The sequence below is a fragment of the Microvirga terricola genome (assembly GCF_011777495.1).
GTDB lineage: Bacteria > Pseudomonadota > Alphaproteobacteria > Rhizobiales > Beijerinckiaceae > Microvirga > Microvirga terricola.
Genome location: NZ_JAATJS010000003.1, coordinates 483456 through 501824 on the forward strand (window position 1 = coordinate 483456; position 18369 = coordinate 501824).

General features: G+C 64.1%; 14 protein-coding genes. 7 read left to right on the forward strand and 7 right to left on the reverse strand.

Annotated features, from left to right (window positions below):
* Window positions 1-6 precede the first annotated feature (6 nt).
* From rsmA to lptF, 5 genes are read right to left on the reverse strand one after another with little or no spacing between them, the layout of a single operon-like run.
* On the reverse strand, window positions 7-861 hold the full coding sequence (rsmA, locus tag HB375_RS10675) for a 16S rRNA (adenine(1518)-N(6)/adenine(1519)-N(6))-dimethyltransferase RsmA (protein WP_167672965.1): 855 nt from the start codon (window positions 859-861) through the stop codon (window positions 7-9).
* On the reverse strand, window positions 858-1880 hold the full coding sequence (pdxA, locus tag HB375_RS10680; RefSeq protein ID WP_167672966.1) for a 4-hydroxythreonine-4-phosphate dehydrogenase PdxA: 1023 nt from the start codon (window positions 1878-1880) through the stop codon (window positions 858-860). Before pdxA ends, rsmA begins: the two co-directional genes overlap by 4 nt.
* Window positions 1877-4426 (reverse strand): LPS-assembly protein LptD, encoded by a 2550-nt coding sequence (locus HB375_RS10685; RefSeq protein ID WP_167672967.1) that lies wholly within the window; start codon window positions 4424-4426, stop codon window positions 1877-1879. The genes pdxA and HB375_RS10685 overlap by 4 nt, the downstream gene beginning before the upstream one ends.
* 35 nt (window positions 4427-4461) lie before the next feature.
* Window positions 4462-5547, reverse strand: coding sequence for an LPS export ABC transporter permease LptG (gene lptG / locus HB375_RS10690; protein WP_167672968.1), 1086 nt, complete (start codon window positions 5545-5547; stop codon window positions 4462-4464).
* 2 nt (window positions 5548-5549) lie between these two features.
* The gene (gene lptF, locus HB375_RS10695; RefSeq protein WP_167672969.1) at window positions 5550-6710 is read right to left on the reverse strand and encodes an LPS export ABC transporter permease LptF; all 1161 of its coding nucleotides are present in this window, start codon (window positions 6708-6710) and stop codon (window positions 5550-5552) included.
* Window positions 6711-6900: 190 nt separating this feature from the next.
* On the opposite strand from lptF, the gene HB375_RS10700 reads away from it, so the two are divergent.
* The 4 genes from HB375_RS10700 to HB375_RS10715 all read left to right on the forward strand — a co-directional run bounded on the left by HB375_RS10700 (window position 6901) and on the right by HB375_RS10715 (window position 10832).
* Window positions 6901-8391: a leucyl aminopeptidase gene (locus tag HB375_RS10700; RefSeq protein WP_167672970.1), complete on the forward strand. Its 1491-nt coding sequence runs from the start codon at window positions 6901-6903 to the stop codon at window positions 8389-8391.
* On the forward strand, window positions 8391-8843 hold the full coding sequence (locus HB375_RS10705; protein WP_167672971.1) for a DNA polymerase III subunit chi: 453 nt from the start codon (window positions 8391-8393) through the stop codon (window positions 8841-8843). Before HB375_RS10700 ends, HB375_RS10705 begins: the two co-directional genes overlap by 1 nt.
* 63 nt (window positions 8844-8906) lie before the next feature.
* Window positions 8907-10451: a S10 family peptidase gene (locus HB375_RS10710; RefSeq protein WP_167672972.1), complete on the forward strand. Its 1545-nt coding sequence runs from the start codon at window positions 8907-8909 to the stop codon at window positions 10449-10451.
* A gap of 15 nt (window positions 10452-10466) precedes the next feature.
* A complete protein-coding gene (locus tag HB375_RS10715) occupies window positions 10467-10832 on the forward strand; it encodes a hypothetical protein (RefSeq protein WP_246728442.1) in 366 nt (121 codons plus the stop codon).
* A gap of 1 nt (window position 10833) precedes the next feature.
* Here the strand turns inward: HB375_RS10715 and HB375_RS10720 are convergent, their stop codons facing one another.
* On the reverse strand, window positions 10834-12066 hold the full coding sequence (locus HB375_RS10720; RefSeq protein WP_246728443.1) for an MFS transporter: 1233 nt from the start codon (window positions 12064-12066) through the stop codon (window positions 10834-10836).
* A 2-nt stretch (window positions 12067-12068) separates the two neighbouring features.
* Window positions 12069-13946, reverse strand: coding sequence for an ABC-F family ATP-binding cassette domain-containing protein (locus HB375_RS10725; RefSeq protein WP_167672974.1), 1878 nt, complete (start codon window positions 13944-13946; stop codon window positions 12069-12071).
* 242 nt (window positions 13947-14188) lie between these two features.
* Between HB375_RS10725 and HB375_RS10730 the strand changes: the two genes are divergently transcribed.
* From HB375_RS10730 to HB375_RS10740, 3 genes are read left to right on the forward strand one after another with little or no spacing between them, the layout of a single operon-like run.
* Window positions 14189-15553: a nucleotide sugar dehydrogenase gene (locus HB375_RS10730; RefSeq protein WP_167672975.1), complete on the forward strand. Its 1365-nt coding sequence runs from the start codon at window positions 14189-14191 to the stop codon at window positions 15551-15553.
* 47 nt (window positions 15554-15600) lie between these two features.
* Entirely contained in the window at window positions 15601-17190 is a 1590-nt protein-coding gene (locus HB375_RS18405) for a Gfo/Idh/MocA family oxidoreductase (protein WP_167672976.1), read from the forward strand.
* The gene (locus tag HB375_RS10740; protein ID WP_167672977.1) at window positions 17190-18344 is read left to right on the forward strand and encodes a DegT/DnrJ/EryC1/StrS family aminotransferase; all 1155 of its coding nucleotides are present in this window, start codon (window positions 17190-17192) and stop codon (window positions 18342-18344) included. Before HB375_RS18405 ends, HB375_RS10740 begins: the two co-directional genes overlap by 1 nt.
* Window positions 18345-18369: the final 25 nt, after the last annotated feature.

Consider the following 18369-nt stretch of genomic DNA (forward strand, 5'->3'; position numbering starts at 1 on the left):
GTCCTTCTACCGCTTGAAGCCCTGGTCCCAGGCGTTCGCCAGCGCGACATAGCCCGCGACAGGCACGTTCTCCGCACGGATCGTTTCATCAAGACCCGCTGCTGCAATGAGCGCGGACGGATCGGGCGTGATCGATTTCAGGCTCTGCCTCAGCATCTTGCGGCGCTGTCCGAAGGCGGCGCGGGTGATGACCTCCAGCGCGCCGACGCGGCAGGGCAGGGGCTCTGCACGAGGTGTGAGATGCACGATGCTCGATGTGATCTTCGGCGGCGGCACGAAGGCTGAGGGTGGCACGTCGAAGAGAATGCGCGCCTCCGTCCGCCAGCCGCAGAGCACGCCCAGCCGCCCGTAGTTTTTGGGGTCTTCCTCATCCGCCACGATGCGCTCGGCCACCTCGCGCTGAAACATCAGCGTCAGTGAAGCCCACCATGGCGGCCAGGCCTCGCCTGTGAGCCAGCCGGTGAGGAGCGCGGTGCCCACGTTGTAGGGGAGGTTGGCGATGATGCGCACAAGCCCGTCCCCGATCAGGGGACGCGGATCGAAGGCCAACGCATCCGCCTCAATCACCTCCAGCTGGCCCGGATAATAGGCTGCGATTTCCGCAAGCGCCGGAAGGCACCGGGAATCGCGCTCGATGGCGATGACCTTTTTCGCGCCGGCGGCGAGAATGGCACGAGTGAGTCCGCCGGGGCCGGGGCCGACTTCGATGACGGTGGCGTCCTCCAGCGGCCCCGCCGAGCGGGCGATGCGGCTGGTGAGGTTGAGGTCGAACAGGAAGTTCTGGCCCAGTGACTTCTTGGCCATGAGCCCATGGGTGCGCACCACCTCGCGCAGGGGCGGCAGGTTGTCGATCTGGCTCATGGGGAGGCGGACCTGCTGCCGAGGCGCGCGGCGAGGCGGATCGCGGCCATCAGGCTGTCGGGTCGTGCGATACCCCGGCCCGCAATGTCGAAGGCGGTTCCGTGATCCGGCGAGGTGCGCACGAAGGGAAGGCCGAGGGTCACGTTGACCGCTTCGTCGAACGCGATGGTCTTGATCGGGATGAGGGCCTGATCGTGATACATGGCGAGCGCTGCGTCATAGCGCTTGCGCGCGCGGGCGTGGAACATGGTGTCGGCAGGCAGCGGCCCCGCGACTTCGATGCCCTCCGCCCGCAAGGTTGCAACAGCGGGGGTGATGATTTCTTGATCCTCCCGCCCCATCGTGCCGCTTTCACCCGCATGGGGATTGAGCCCAGCGAGCGCGAGGCGAGGGTTCGGCAGGCCGAAGCGCCCCCGCAATTCCCGCGCCACGATGCGTCCGGTGAGGACTATGAGGTCCGTCGTGAGGGCGGCAGGGACATCGGCGAGCGGGATATGGACCGTGACCGGCACCACGGCGAGTTCCTCGCTCCACAGCATCATCACCGGGTGGCAGGGCTGCGCCGCGCCGACCGAGGCGAGTGCCGCCAGGAACTCCGTATGGCCCGGATGCCGGAAGCCGGCCTCATAGAGCACATGCTTGGCGATGGGGTTCGTCACGAGCGCCGATGCCTCGCCCGCGCGGACGAGGCGGACGGCCGTCTCGATAGACTCGATGACGGAAGCGGCGTTGGCCGCATCGTGCTTACCCGGCTCGGCGGAGACAGCCCGTGTGAGCGGGATTACCGGCAATGCCTTGGCAAACACGGATTTAATGGAAGGGGGCTCGACCGACATGATCGGCACGTCCCATCCCAGGGCCTTGGCGACTCTCGCCAGATGGTCGGGGTCAGCAATCACGCCGAACGGCGGCAGCGATGCGTCGGTTCGCCGGAGCCAGGCTGTGAGGGTCAGTTCAGGGCCGATGCCGGCGGGATCGCCCTGAGTCAGCAAGAGGGGACGTTGTTCCCTGCCCGTCACTGGGCGGCTACGCCTTCTTGGCTGGCACTCGCACTGCCGATGTTCTGCGAGAACGAGACCTCGCCCAGAGTGCGCAGCTCAAGACGGAAGAGCACGGTATGCGTCCGTTCCTTCTCGCCCGAGGTGACCGCAATGTTGCGCGGCGCGACCGTGTAGTTGACCGTGAGGGTCGTGCACTCGTCGGCATAGCCGAGGCCCAGCGTCATCGAGGTCAGGTAGGCCTTGTCCATGTGGTTGAAGACGGCCGTGTCCGGGGTCGTGAACAATTGCTGCGCGAAGGTCTGACGGGCCAGGAGGTTACGGTCGAGATCGAGAAGAACCGAGCCGGAAACGTACCAATTCGGGGTCAGGTTCCAGGTGGCCGAAGCGAGGAGGCCCTCGCGGCGCTGGTCGAAGCCGATCGCCGGCTGAGCCGCATAGCGGGCATAGGTCAGCGAGGTCGAGAACGGCAGATACGGGTTGAAGTTCGCCGTAACGCCCGCTTCCAGACGGTTCACCCCAAAATCATGCTGGTCGAACCGGGCGCGGGTGATGAACGAGAAATTCTGGTTCGGGGACAGTTGGAACCTGCCGACATAGTCTGAGGCACCCGAATCCAAGCCGGACTCGACGCCGGTATTCACCAGATCGCTCGTCCTGAACGAGTTGAGCCCCGCGAGTTGATAGGACTGGCCGAACAGCACGTTCGCATAGAAACCGTCGGCGCCGGTCACCGTGTATTGCAGGCCTACATTGGCGCGCAGGCCGCCCTCGGCGCGATCGTAGCCGGTGAACTTGTCCCAGTTGAACAGAGACGTGTCGTCGAAGATCAGGCTCTGCGCGTCCTCGTTGGGAAGGCGGCCGATCCGGGTCTCGTTGGGGCGCGCGATGATCTGGGCAATCGGCTCCAGCGTCTGCGTGCCGGAGGTGCCGAGATCGGCGACGAACGGGAAGCGGTATTCAAGGCCGATGCCCGGCATGCCGCGGAAGGCATATTCATCGCGACCGGTGAAGAAGTTCGACAGTTCGATGTTCTGGAAGCCGCTGAAGTCAGGCTTGAACCAAAAATTGTCAGCGCGGACGTAGGCAAAAGGCGTCCAGACCTGGCCGACCGGGTCGATGAACTCGCGCCGCCACGAGGCCGAAACAGACGCGCGGGAGTCGGTGCCGCTCATGCCGCGCACCAGACAGACGCCGCGCTCGAAGACGGCGCAGGTTTCGTAAAGCCCGAACAGGAGTGGGCCCTGCTTGCCGGCCTGCTGGAATGCCGCGGCCTCGCGCGACAGGCTCGTCACGTTGACGTCGAGAGAAAACTCGCCGCCGATGCCGGCCGGCGTGACGCGCTTGTTGTAGTCGAGAACGGGATGGACGACAGGCTGCTGCTTCTGCCAGTCGGTGCTCGACAGGCCCTGGAAATAATAGCCCCGCAGATCGAAGAAGGAGCGGTCTCCCTGGCCCTGAAGATAGAGGGTGGAGATCGATTCCTTGAGGTAGATGGTGCTCAGGCTCTCGCTCTTGATGCGATAGTTCTGCAGGAACCACTTGTCCGAGAGAAGGGCGACGTCCCAGCCCCATTTCCAGCGGTCGTTGATGTAGAACATGCCGGCCGACTCAAGCGAGCCACGGAAGTCGCGGTCGCCCGGTCCGAAGGGGCTGGGCAGGAAGGCGCTGCTGTCCTGCTGATCGATGCCGGCCGCGCGGATGTTGTATGCGCCGTTGTCGAGGCGGTGACGCCATTCGGCCTGACCGAGCAGGCCCTGTCGGCTCAAATAGGTCGGGGAGAGGGTGAGATCGTAATTCGGCGCGATGGCCCAGAAGAAGGGCACCTGCAGGCCGAAGCCCAGCGAACTGGAATAGACGTAGCGCGGCGACAGGAAGCCGGTCTTGCGCTTCACCGTCGGGTCCGGCGTCCAGAAATAGGGCAGGTAAGCGACCGGCAGGCCGAAGATCTCGAGGGTCGCGTCCTCGTAATAGATCGTCTGCTCGCTGTTGTTGTGAATGATCTTGGCGGCCTTGACCTGCCAGAGCGGCGGCTTTTCCGGGTTTTCCTTACAGGGCTCGCAGGCCGTGTAGGTGCCGCGCTCGAAAACCGTGGTCTCGCCCTCGGCTCGCTCGGCGCGGGGGGAGGAGAAGCGCGTCGTCACCGGCTTGCCGTCCTGGACCGTGCTCTGCACGACCCGGAGGGAATCGATGAAGCCGTTCTTGAAATCGTCCGTCAGCTCGAATCGCTCGCCGGTTACGACGGCGCCGGTGGCATCGGTCAGCTTCGCGTTGCCCTCGGCAAAGACGCGGCCGGTGTTCCGGTCATAGATCACCCGGTCGGCCTGCAGCGTCTTGCCCTGATAGTTCATCTGGACGTCGCCGGAGGCCGCGATGGTGTTCTTGTCGTTGTCGTAGACGATTGCCTTAGCCTCGACGAGGAGACGGTCTTTGCCCTGGCCGGACTGGAGCTTGGAGGTCAGGGTCTCGTTCAGGGACTTCTGGGCAAAAGCCGACCCAGGCACGACGGCACAGAGAAGCGCCACCGCGACCGCAGACGTTGCGATCGTTGCCTTAAGCCTTGCCATTGCCACTCCTTACCGAGCCCTGCATTCAAGGACGTTTAACCGTCCTCTTGGTGTAATAAGGCCAGTGTCCCCAAGAGACTACCGACGACAGCGGGAAACCACGCCGCAACCACAGAGCTGATGATCCCAGCCGCTCCGAGCTCCGCCATGAGTTCCGTCGCGACATAAAGCATGAAGCCGGCCGCGACGCCACCCAGAACCATCATCGCTACACCACCAAATCGAAAGAATCTTAACGACACCGATGCTGCAACGAAAACCATGGCGATGAACAGAAGCGGGCGCGCCAAAAGGGTGTCGTAGCGGAGGCGATACGGCGTCGTGTTCAGCTCGGCCTTCTCCAGCCGTTCGATGGTCTCCTGCAGTTTCCAGAAAGGAACGGCATCGGGGTCGATAAAGCTCCGGCGGACCTCGGAAGGTCGGAGATTCGATGCGATGATGTACTGGTCGTAGGATTGCGGCTCCTCGATGGCGCTGAGCACGCGCGCCTCGCGCAGCTCCCAGAAGCCCTCGTGAAGGGTCGCCTCCTTGGCCTCGATTCGCTGGCTGAAGGAGCCCGTGTTGTCGAAGGCATAGATCGTGACGCCCGTCAGGGTCGCCTCATCGGGTAGCGAGCCGCTGGCGCGGAAAATGGCCTGCCCGTCGAGGCTCTTCTGGCGCAGCCAGATCGCCTTCCCGTTGGGAAGGTAGCTCCGCGAGAAAAGCCGGGTCTCCAGGGCCGCGGCGCGCTGCTTCAGGTTGGCCGACATCGGGTTGTAGACCGTCACCGAAAAGATGCCGATGGTCAGCGCCACGAAGAGGCCCGGTTGCAGGAATTGCCAGGCGGAAATGCCAGCCGCGCGGGCAATGACCAGCTCCAGCTTGCGGCTGAGCTGCAACAAGGAAACCATGCTCCCGAAAAGCACGGCGAAGGGCAAGACCTGCTCCGCGATGGTGGGCGTCCGGTAGAGGGCGAGGCGCGCCATCATGCCGGCGGTCGCCCCCTCGGCATCGCCTGCACGACGCATCAGCTCCACGAGGTCGAGCGTGTAGACGAGGGCGAAGACCGTCGCGAAAACCATGAAGATGGTCTTCAGGAACTGCCAGGAGAAATAACGCCCGAGCGTTGCGCCGATCAGCATGCTCAAGCCCCTTGAACGCTGCGGTTGCGGGAGGGGATGAGCGCCCGACCCACCGCCCGGAGCCTAGCCTGCGCCTTCCGAATCGACGCGCCTTGCAGGACGATCATCATGGACAGCACAGTCGCGAGAAACGGAACGCCATAAACGCCGACGACGGCTGCAGGCGTGCGAACGACGGCGCCGGAAGCGGCGAACCCCGCGATTCGCAGGGCGACGACGCCGAGTACTGCTGCCGCAACGGCAAGTCCGCGTCCCTGGCGGGTGGTGCGCGCATCACCCAGGGCCGCAAAGGCAATGGCCATCATGGCGAATGGATAGAGCCAGGATGAGAGTCGGTCATGCAGCTCCGCCCGGAAGCGACCTTCCTGGTATTGGTAGAGAAGCTCGTTCTTGTCAGGGAACAGGAGCTGGGTCGTGCTGCGTTCACGGGGCTTGTAGATGATATCGCCGCCATCCTGGTTGAAGGCGGCGAGATCGACCGCATAGCGCTCGAAGACGACGATGGACGAGTCGTGGCTATTCGGCTCCTTGCGCTGGACGCTGCCCTTCTCCAGCACGAGATAGGCCTGCCCGTTGGTTTCCACCGTCTGGCCGCGCTCCGCGAGGTAAACGACGACCTTGTCCTTCACCCGCTGGTCTTCCATGAAGATGCCGAGCAGCGCATCGCCCGCGCGTTCACGGTAGTGGAAGGTGATGCCGTTCTCGAGCGTAATGAACTGGCCCTCTTTGGCCATGGTGCCCACGAAATCCGCGCGGATCTTCGTGAAAAGGTTGCGCAGTTCCTGGAAGCTCGCCGGCATGATGTAGATCGTGATCATGCCAACCACGAAGCAGACGAAGGTCGCCAGGACCAGGAAGGGCCGCAGCAGCCGCAAGGGGCGCATGCCGGCGGCGCTCATGACGATCAGCTCCGAATCCCCGTTGAGCTTGTTGAGCGCATAGATGGTGGCCAGAAACAGGGCGACCGGCGAGATGACGTTGATGAGCGCAGGCAGCGAGAGGCCGGTGACCGTCAAAAAGATAAAGAGCGTCTGCCCCTTGCCGGTGAGAAGATCGAGCTCGCGCAGCGCCTGCGTGATCCAGATGACGCCGGTCAGGGCGATGAGGCACGCGGCAAAGGCCGTGAAGGCAATCTTCAGGATATAACGTTCAAGGAGTGTCATAAAGCCCCGCTAGGAGTCCCGGCCTTGGGTACCTTGTCACATGCCCCTAGGCAAGGCTGCCTGCTCTCATCAGCTTGAGATTGCGTCCCTTTCACGGCAAAGCCCGCGTGATCCGGCGCGAGAAGTGTTGTATGTCACCAACAGCCGCAGCCGCCCGAGGGCTGGCTCTACAGCAAGATGCGAGGAATTCATGGCCGACAGCTTCAAGATCGATTTTCAAGCTCACGGTGCGCTGGGGACCGGCGATCTCATCGTTTTCGTCGGCGAAGACCTCAAGCCGACCCCGGCTGTCGCCAAGCAGATCGGCCCCAAGGCCGTCCAGCTGATCGCGAAGGCTGCCGCTGCCGAGAATTTCAAGGGCAAGGCCAAGTCGGCCATGGTCATCACGGCGCCGTCGGCGGTTGCGGTGGACCGGCTCGTGGTGGTCGGCGTCGGGGGCGAGAAGGACCGCGCGAATGTGGATTGGGCGCAACTCGGCGGCCTCATTTCCGGCAAGGTGAACGGCAAGGCGGCCGTCGCGATGCTGGACCTGCCCGGCATCGAGGTTTCAGCGGACGCTGCCGCCGATGTGGCGCTCGGCGCGCAGCTGCGCCGCTACAGCTTTGACCACTACAAGACCAAGAAGGACGACGCCAAGGCCAACACCGGCGGCAAGCTCTCCTTCAGCGTTGCCGATCCCGCCGCCGCGAAGAAAGCCTACAAGGCCCGCGAAGGGGTTGCCGCCGGCATCACCATCGCCCGCGATCTCGTGAACGAGCCGCCGAACGTTCTTGGGCCCCGTGAATTCGCGGCTCGGGCCGAGGCCCTGACCAAGCTCGGTGTCGAGGTCGAGATCCTTGACGACAAGGCCATGCAAAAGCTCGGCATGCGCGCCCTTCTCGGCGTCGGCCAGGGTTCGGTACGCGGCAGCCGCGTCGCCATTATGCGCTGGAACGGCGGCAAGGCCTCGGACAAGCCCATCGCCTTCGTCGGCAAGGGCGTGGTGTTCGATTCCGGCGGCATTTCGATCAAGCCTGCGCAGGGCATGGAGGACATGAAGGGCGACATGGCGGGTGCGGCCTGCGTCGTCGGCCTCATGCACGCTCTCGCCAGCCGCAAGGCGAAGGCGAATGTGGTCGGCGCCATCGGCCTCGTGGAGAACATGCCGGACGGCAATGCCCAGCGCCCCGGCGACATCGTCACCACCCTGTCGGGCCAGACCATCGAGATCATCAACACGGACGCCGAAGGCCGCCTCGTTCTGGCCGACGTGCTCTGGTACGTGCAGGACCGGTTCAAGCCGAAGTTCATGATCGACCTTGCGACGCTGACCGGCGCGATCCTGGTGGCGCTGGCTCAGGAATATGCGGGCCTCTTCTCCAACAACGATGAGCTGGCGCAGCGCATCACGAAGGCGGGCCTCGAGACCGGCGAGCGCGTGTGGCGCATGCCGCTGGGTCCTGAATTCGACAAGTTGATCGAATCCAAGTTCGCCGACATGAAGAACTCGGGCGGCCGTCACGGCGGGTCGAGCACGGCGGCGGCGCTGCTCCAGCGCTTCGTCAACGACGTGCCGTGGGCCCATCTCGATATCGCCGGCACCGCCATGGGATCGCCGCAGAACGAGATCAACAAGGGTTGGAGTTCCGGCTGGGGCGTGCGCCTGCTCGACCGGCTGGTGCGCGACCATTACGAGGGCTGATGGCCGAGATCTTTTTCTACCACCTTCAGCGCCAGCCGCTCGAAGCCGTTCTGCCTACGCTCCTGCAAAAGACGCTGGAGCGCGGGTGGCGCGCGGTGATTCAGGTGACGAGCGAGGAGCGCATGGCCGCCCTCGACGATCACCTGTGGACCTACGCGGAAGAAAGCTTCCTGCCGCACGGCACGGATAGCGAATCCCAGACGGCGGATCAGCCGATCCTGATCACGCTTTCCGACAGCAACCCCAACGGCGCGGCCATCCGCTTCCTTGCAGAAGGCGCCGCGTTGCCGGGGGACGCGTCGGCCTATCAGCGCATCGCCATCCTGTTCGACGGCAACGACGACCAGGCCCTCGCCCATGCGCGCGACCAATGGCGCACGGTGAGGGAAGGGGGGCACCAGGCGACCTACTGGCAGCAGGACGACCGGGGACGCTGGGAGCAGAAGGCCTAATCGGAGCACATGGGAACGGAAGCCGCGGGCCTCCGTTTCACGCAAGCTCAAGAGGACACTGACATGAACCGGAACCTCCGCCCCGCCTTCCTCGCGGCTTTGTGCCTGTTGTCTCTCGCTCCGGCTGTTTGGGCCCAGGAAGCCCCCAGGCGGGAACAGCAGCCCGAAAGACGCCAGCAGACCTCGGAGACGACCCGTCTTCCGCCCGCATCAGTGACGCGCCACACGATCACGCTGCCGGGGCGCACCATCACCCTCACCGCGACGGCGGGAAGCCTGACGCTGATTGACACCAACGGGACGCCGCAGGTCGAGATCGGCTATATCGCCTACACGAAGGACGATACCGACCCCGCGACACGTCCCGTGACATTTGCGGTGAACGGCGGGCCGGGGGCGTCGTCGGCCTATCTCAACCTTCTCGCCATCGGCCCGTGGCGGCTCTCACTCGATGAGCAGAGCATCAGCCCCTCGGCGGCGCCAGGCCCGGTGCCGAATGCCGAAACCTGGCTCGATTTCACCGATCTCGTTTTCATCGACCCGCCAGGGACTGGCTACAGCCGGGTGATCGGCGGTGATCAGGTCCGCGACCACTTCTATTCGCTGCACGGCGACATCGATGGGCTTGCTGCCGCCGTCACGCGATGGCTCAAGGAAAAGAACCGGCTTCTGTCGCCAAAATTCTTCGTCGGTGAAAGTTATGGCGGCTTTCGCGGGCCGCTTTTGGCGGAGAAGTTGCAAAGCGATCAAGGCATTGGCTTCAGCGGCCTGATCCTTGTCTCTCCGGTTCTCGATTTCGCATGGCTCGATGGGCGTGCTTCTGCGCCTTGGACCGATGCGTCGCGCCTGCCGTCGATGGCCGCCGCCGCGCTTGCGCGCAAGGGGCCCGTTTCTCGCGAGGCGTTGCAGGATGTCGAGCGCTATGCTTCGGGCGAGTATCTCGTCGATCTGATGCGCGGCGTGCAGGATCGCGAGGCGGTCGAGCGCATCAGCGGCAGGGTCGCTGCGTTCACGGGGCTCGACCTCGACTTCGTGCGGCGCCTCGCGGGCCGTCTCGATATGCGGGGCGTGCAGCGGGAGACCTTGCGCCGGAAGGGCGAGGTGCTCAGCGCCTATGACGCCGATGTGTCGGGCGCGGACCCCAACCCGACAGCTTACGTCTCGCGATTCGAAGACCCGGTCCTGACGGCGATGACCGCGCCGCTTACCAGCGCGATGGTCGATCACTTGACCACCACGCTCAACTGGAAGCCGGAAAGCCGCTACAACCTGCTCAACAATGCGGTCACGCGCGCGTGGAAATGGGACGGCGGGCGCAGCGCGCCTGAAAACATTGGCGAATTGCGGCAGGCGCTTGCTCTCGACGGGAAAATGCGTGTGCTCGTCGTGCACGGTTTCACCGATCTCGTGACGCCTTACTACGCCTCGCAATTGCTGCTGAACCAAATCCCTGACCTTGGCCCGGAAAAGCGTTTGACACTCAAAGTTTACGAAGGCGGGCACATGTTCTATTCGCGGCAAGCATCGCGCCAGGCGTTCCGGGCCGATGCCCAGCGCCTGTTCGAGGACGCTCTGCGGGCGCAAGCGAATGGAAGCAAGAAGGATTGATGGGGGATTATGGGAATGCGCGTTCATCTGCTCGCGGCGGCTCTTTTGGCCGTCAGCTTGTCCGCCTGTAACAGCACGTCCTCCGCGCCGCCGGTGGCGTCGGTGCCCGTCGCCCCGGCCTCCATGGCCGCTGCTCCCGATTTTGGGGCGGTGATCGGACCTGACGGACGCTGCACGGGCACGCCATCCGCGACCGCTGCCGCCATCGCGCCCGGCATCGGCGAATGCGATCTTCTCACCCTCAAGGGCAAGGCACCGACCGACGTGCTGGTGGGCGAGAGCGGTAAGGGCCAGCGCGAGGTGCAGGTGCTCTATTCCGAGCCAGGCGGGCGCGAGCTCTATTTCTTCGTCAACAACAAGCTCGATCGCATCGTGAAGTAGCCTAAGGCCGCGTTCCGACGCGTCCACGCAAGGGGATGAGGCCGACGAGAGTCAGCGCGGTAAAGCCCGCGCCGGCGAGAAAAGTCGCCTGAGGCCCGATGGCGTCCCAAAGCCCGCCGGCGATCAGGCTCGCGACGAGAAGCGCGATGCCGGTGACGAGATTGAAGAGGCCGAAAGCGGTTCCGCGCAGCTCGGGCGGAGAGCAATCCGCGACGAGGGTCGAGAGCACGCCTTGCGTGAAGCCCATATGCGCGCCCCAAAGCATTACACCGAGCGCGATGCCCCCGAGGCCCGGTGCGTAGGCGAGGACCACATCGGCGGCGAGAAGCAGCACCAAACCGATGATGAGGATCGTGATCCGGTCCATGCGGTCGGAGAGAGCCCCCGCCGGATAGGCGGAGAGAGCATAGACCACATTCATGATCACAAGCACGATGGGCACCAGCGCCACCGATAAGCCGGAGGATTGTGCGCGTAGGATCAGGAAGGCCTCGCTGAAGCGGGCCAGCGTGAACACGGTCGCAACCGCCACCACCCACCAATAGGTCGCGCCCATCCGCGCGAGTTCGGAACGGTGAAGCGGCATTCGAACTTTCCGCAACCCTTCCGGGCGCTCCGGCTCCTGAACGGCGAAGAGGATCAGGAAAAGGGAGAGAAAGGCCGGAATGACCGCGACCCAGAAGACGGCGGTGAAGTGGCTCGCCGTCAGCCACATGAACGCGATGGCGAGGAACGGGCCGATGAAGGCTCCCACCGTATCGAGGGATTGGCGCAGACCGAAACTCGCGCCGCGCAGGTGCTTCGGGCTGATATCGGCGACGAGCGCATCGCGGGGCGCGCCGCGAATGCCCTTGCCGATGCGGTCGACAAAGCGGGCTGTGACCAACCAGCCGACGGAGGGGGCGAGCGGAAAGATGGGCTTCGTGAAGGCGGCGAGCCCATAACCCAATGCGGCGAGAAACTTGCGCTTGCCGAGCCAATCGCTCAGCGCGCCTGAGAACACCTTCGTGATCGAAGCGGTGGCCTCGGCAATCCCCTCGATGATGCCGACCGTGAGCGTCGATGTGCCGAGCACCGTCACGAGATAGACCGGCAGGAGGGCATGGATCATCTCCGAGGAGATATCCATCAGCATCGAGACGAAACCGAGCGCCCAGACACCGCCCGGAATTTCTCTCCAGAGGGCTTTTCGCCCCTTAGAAGTCTCCGGTTTGCCCTGGGTCCGGTCCGACATCGCTATGAACCCGCCATCTCGATCTCGCCGCTGATGCCGAGCCATTCTTCCTCGACGGCGGCTAGTGTTTCGGCGGCCTCGGCGCGCATCTTCGACAGCTCCGTCGCCTTCGCTGGGTCCTTCTGGAAGGCGGTGCCGTCGGCAAGGGCCGCGTCGATCTTGGTGATCGCGTCGGAGAGTTTCGTCATCCGCGCTTCCAGCGCGTCAAGCTTCTTGCGCAGGGGTGCCAGCGCCACGCGGCGCTCGGCGGCGGCGCGGCGTTCGTCCACGCGGGAGGTTGTCCCAGCCTGCTGTTTCTCGGAACGGCTCTGCGGCTCCAGCTCGCCGGAGAGGACGAGCTTGCGATAATCGTCCATATCGCCGTCGAAAGGCTTCACGCTGCCGTTGCCGACGATCCAGAGGCGGTCGGCGCAGGCCTCGATCAGGAAGCGGTCGTGGCTCACCAGAATGACCGCACCCGAATAGTCGTTGATGGCCTCCATCAAGGCCTGGCGGCTATCGATGTCGAGATGGTTCGTCGGCTCGTCGAGGATCAACAGGTTCGGGCCGTTGAACGCGGCCAAGCCCATGAGAAGGCGCGCCTTTTCGCCACCCGAAAGGGAGGAGACGGGTGTGTCCGCTTTTGCGCCGGGAAAGCCGAAGCGGGCGGCCCGTGCGCGGATTTTCGCGATGGGCGTATCCGGCATCCGCTCCGCCACATGGTCGTAAGCCGTGGCGCTGGGGTTCAACTCGTCCACCTGATGCTGGGCGAAATAGGCAACGTCCATTTTCGCCGGCCAGCGGACCTCGCCTTTGAGCGGATCGAGCCGCCCGCCGATGAGCTTGCAGAAGGTGGATTTGCCGTTGCCGTTCGCGCCGAGGAGCGCGATGCGGTCGTCCGGCTGGATGGTCAGGTTCAGGCGGTCGAGAATGACCCGCTCGCCATAACCCGCCGCAGCGCTTTCCACCACGATCAGGGGCGGGGCGAGGGGGCGATCCGGTCCCGGAAGGTCGAAGGCCAGAACCTCGTCCTCGACGAGCGCCGCAATGGGCTCCAGTTTCGCGAGGCGCTTGACGCGCGACTGCGCCTGCCGGGCCTTCGAGGCCTTGGCCTTGAAGCGGTCGACGAAGGACTGGAGGTGCTTGCGCTCCGCCTCCTGCTTCACGCGCATCTTCGCGGTCAATTCCCGTTTGTCCGCCAATTGCTTGGCGAAGGACGTGTAACCGCCGCGATAGATCGTGAGCTTCCCCTGGTCCAAATGCAGAATGTGATCGACGGAGGTGTCGAGCAATTCGCGGTCGTGGCTGATGACCAGAACGGTGTGGGGATAACGCTCCAAGTAGTTGTAAAGCCAGAGGGTTCCTTCGAGGTCGAGATAGTTCGTCGGTTCGTCGAGAAGCAAAAGATCGGGTTCGGCGAACAGCACGGCGGCGAGGGCCACGCGCATGCGCCATCCGCCGGAAAACGCGGAGCAAGGCCGGTTCTGCGCCTCGGCGTCGAAGCCGAGGCCGTGCAGGATCGCGGCCGCGCGGGCGGGAGCGGAATAGGCCCCGATATCGGTTAGCCTCGTCTCGATCTCGGCGCGGCGGAAGCCGTCGGCGGTTTCTGCTTCTGCAAGGAGAGCGGTGCGCTCCTTGTCGGCGGCCAGAACGACCTCGATTAGCGACTCAGGGCCTCCGGGCGCTTCCTGCGCCACGCTGCCGATGCGCACGCCGCGGGGGAGGGCGACCTCGCCGCTCTCCAGCGAGAGCTCTCCCTGCAGGATCCGAAAGAGGGTGGTCTTGCCCGCACCGTTCCGGCCGACCAGGCCGACCTTGCCGCCGGTCGGAAGGGCGAAGGAGGCGCGATCCAGGATCGTGCGGCCTGCGATACGGTAGGTAAGGTCATTCGCGTGAAGCATGGCGCCTTGTGGCCTGCGATCATGCCGCTGGCAAGGCGAAACCTCGACTTTCGAGGGTGGCCCAACCGCTCGGGGCGAGGCCTTTTTCACCGGTTAGGCGACGACTTTAGCTTGACAATGTAGCGTAATCACACCAGAGAAACCCCCCGAAATATTGAAGTGGCCATCCTCCTTTTTCCGTGCAACGCGGAGTGTTTTGCTTATTCGGGTGATGGCTGCGAAGGGTTAGTCAGGAGCCTGAGATGCATGGAAATCGCGCGGTAAAGGCCGGTGCGACGGTCGCCGACGTTGCTGAACTGATTGCAAAGTTCAAAGAGCGCGGCGCAACCATCGGCATCGTGGGTCTGGGCTATGTCGGCATCCCCCTTGCGCTCACTGCCGCCAAGGCCGGCTTCAAGGTGCTCGGCTTCGACATCGACGGTCCCCGCGTCGACCAGATCAACCGGGGCGAGAGCTTCATCAAGCACATTTCGTCTGCCTCTATCTCCGACGCCGTGAAGAGCGGCAAGTTCTCGGCGACCGCCGATTTCGCCCGCCTGAGCGAGCCCGATGCGATTCTCATTGCCGTTCCCACGCCGCTGACCAAGCATCGCGAGCCGGATCTCTCCTATGTGGAGAACACTGCCCGCGCCATTGCTCCGCGCCTGCGCAAGGGCCAGCTCGTCGTTCTGGAATCGACCACCTATCCTGGCACCACGGACGAGGTCATCCGCCCGATCTTCGAGGCGACCGGCCTCAAGAGCGGGTCGGACTTCTTCCTGGCCTTCTCGCCGGAGCGCGAGGACCCGGGCAATCCGGATTTCGGCACCTCGACGATTCCGAAGGTTGTGGGCGGCGACGGTGAGGCGGCGCTTGCGCTGGCCGACACGCTTTATAGCCAGCTCATCGTGAAGACGGTTCCCGTCTCCTCGGCTGCGACCGCCGAGGCGGTGAAGCTCACGGAAAACATTTTCCGCGCCGTCAATATCGCCCTCGTGAACGAGCTCAAGGTCGTCTACGCGGCGATGGGCATCGACGTGTGGGAAGTCATCGACGCAGCCAAGACCAAGCCCTTCGGCTTCATGCCGTTCTATCCCGGTCCGGGCCTCGGCGGTCACTGCATTCCGATCGACCCGTTCTATCTGACGTGGAAGGCGCGCGAATACGACATCGCCACCCGCTTCATCGAGCTGGCCGGCCAGATCAACACCCGCATGCCCTACTTCGTGGTCAACAAGCTCGCCGAAGCGGTTGATCGCAGTGGCAAGGCGTTCACGGGCTCGAAGATCCTGATGCTCGGCATCGCCTACAAGAAGAACGTCGACGATATGCGCGAGAGCCCGTCGTTGAAGCTCATCGAGCTGATTGAAAACCGCGGCGCCGAGGTCGATTTCTTCGACCCCTACATCCCGGTGATCCCGATGACCCGCGAGCACGCGGAACTGGCTGGCCGCAAGTCGGTCAAGCTCGACGCGAAGACGCTGGCCGGATACGATGCGGTCCTCATCGCCACCGATCACGACAATGTCGATTACAAGCTCGTGGTCGACAACGCGAAGGTGGTGGTGGACACCCGCAATGCCTGCGCCCGCGCCGGCATTCCGGAAGGTCGAGTCATCAAGGCCTGATCGAAAACTTTTAAAAACGACAACGGAACGGACAGGGGCACAAGACAATGACAAGCGACATTCGGGTAGCAGTCGTGGGCTGCGGATATTGGGGTAAGAACCTCGTCCGCAACTTCGCTGAACTCGGAGCGCTGGAGGCCTTGGTCGACGCTCACCAGCCGAGCGTCGAGGCCTTGATCGCCAAGCACGGCGGACGCGCGCTGACTTTCGAGCAGGCTCTCGCCGACCCGAAGGTGAACGGCGTCGCCATCGCGGCCCCTGCCGCCTTGCACTACACGCTCGCGAAGCAGGCGCTGGAAGCCGGCAAGCATGTCTTCGTCGAAAAGCCGCTCGCGCTTGAGGTGAGCCAGGCGAAGGAGCTGTGCGCGCTGGCCGAGCGGCTCGACCGTCGCCTGATGGTCGGCCACCTGCTCCAGTATCACCCGATCTTCCTCGAGCTGAAGAAGCTCGTTCGCGAGGGCAAGCTCGGTCGCCTGCAATATGTCTACTCGAACCGTCTGAACCTCGGAAAGATCCGCCGCGAGGAGGACATCCTCTGGTCCTTCGCTCCGCACGATCTGTCGATGATCCTCTCCCTCATCGGCAGCGAGCCGGAGAAGGTTGAGGCTGTCGGCGGCTATTACCTGCACGACGCCATCGCGGACGTGACGACGACGCATCTCGCCTTCCCCGGCGGTGAGCGCGCGCACGTTTTCGTGTCCTGGCTGCACCCCTTCAAGGAGCAGAAGCTCGTGGTCGTCGGCTCCGACGCCATGGCTGTGTTCGACGATGGTGAAGCGTGGGACCGCAAGCTGCTCCTCTACCCGCACAAGGTGGAGTGGAAGGACAACATGCCGGTGCCGGTGAAAGCCGACGCCATTCCCGTCGTCGTCCCGCAGGACGAGCCGCTGAAGCAGGAATGCCTGCACTTCATCGATTGCATCCGGACCGGCGCGACCCCGCGCACTGACGGTCGCGAGGGCCTGCGCGTTCTCTCGGTTCTGGCGCGCGCCGCCGACTCGCTGCTTCAGGCGCGCCTGCCGCAGCCGGCTGCTGTGCCTGAGGTCACGAAGCCCCGCGTCGCGAAGACCTATCCCGGTGTCACGATCCATGAATCGGCTTATGTCGATGCCGGCGTCGAGATCGGCGAGGGCTCGAAGATTTGGCACTTCAGCCACGTCCTCGGCAACGTGAGCCTCGGCAAGAACGTCAATATCGGCCAGAACGTCGTCATCGGTCCCAAGGTGACGGTCGGCAACAACGTCAAGATCCAGAACAACGTCTCGGTCTATGAGGGCGTGACGCTGGAAGACGGCGTGTTCTGTGGCCCGTCTTGCGTGTTCACCAACGTGAACAACCCGCGCTCCGAAATCGCGCGCAAGTCCGAGTATCGCCCGACTCTGGTGAAGCGCGGCGCGTCCATCGGCGCGAACGCGACCATCGTGTGCGGTCACACTCTGGGCGAGTATTCCTTCATTGCCGCCGGCGCGGTGGTGGCGAAGGACGTTCCGGCCTTCGCTCTCATGGCGGGCGTTCCCGCCAAGCGCATCGGCTGGATGAGCCATGCGGGCGCCAAGCTCGGCGCCGATCTTGTCTGCCCCGAAACCGGTCGTCGTTATCGCGAAGCCGGCCCCAACAAACTTGAGGAGATTGCGTGATGTCGGACCCGATTGCTTTCATCGACCTGGCGGCCCAGCGCAACCGCATCGGCTCCGCCATGGACGAAGCCATCCTGCGGGTCGTCAATCATGGCGGCTACATCATGGGTCCCGAGGTCAAGACTTTCGAGGCCGATCTTTCCGCTTTCTGCGGCGCGAAGCATGTCATCTCCTGCGCCAACGGCACGGATGCACTCCTCATGGTGCTGATGGCCAAGGGCGTGAAGGAAGGCGACGCGGTCCTCTGCCCGAGCTTCACCTTCGCTGCGACGGCGGAAGTGGTCGCGCAGGTCAACGCGACGCCGATCTTCGTCGACGTTCGTGAAGACACCTTCAACCTCGACATGGCGAGTCTTGAGGCGGGCCTGAAGACCGCCAAGAAGCTCGGTCTCAACCCGGTCGGCGTGATCCCTGTCGATCTCTTCGGCATGCCGGCCGATTACGATCCGATCGAGGCGTTCTGCAAGCGCGAGGGCCTGTGGCTCATGTGCGACGCGGCGCAGAGCTTCGGCGCGAGCTATAAGGGCCGCAAGGTCGGCGTGATCGGCGATTGCACCACCACCAGCTTCTTCCCGGCGAAGCCGCTGGGCTGCTACGGCGACGGCGGTGCGATCTTCACCAATGACGACGAGCTCGCCGCTGTGCTGCGCTCGATCCGCGTCCACGGCCAGGGCACGGAGAAGTACGACAACGTCCGCATCGGCATGAACGGTCGCCTGGACACGATGCAGGCCGCGGTTCTCATCGAGAAGCTCAAGATTTTCGCGAGCGAGATCGAAGCGCGCGACCGCGTCGCCAAGTACTACAACGACAACCTGCGCGACGTCGCGGTGGTGCCGGAAGTGCCGGAGGGCTACACCTCCGTGTGGGCGCAGTACACCCTGCGCATGAATGGCTTCAACCGCGAGCAGTTCCAGGCAGACCTGAAGGCTGCGGGCGTTCCGACGGCGGTTTACTACCCCAAGCCCCTGAACCAGCAGACCGCCTACAAGCACTATCCGGTTGCCGGAAACGGCGTGCCGGTCTCCGAGCGCCTCGCGGCAGAAGTCATCAGCCTTCCCATGCACCCCTACCTCACCCAGGACGTGCAGGACCGGATCATCAAGGCGGTCAAGGATGCCCTGGCGAACCAGCGCAAGGCTGCCGCCGAGTAAAACGGCATCGATATTTGGTTGAGAG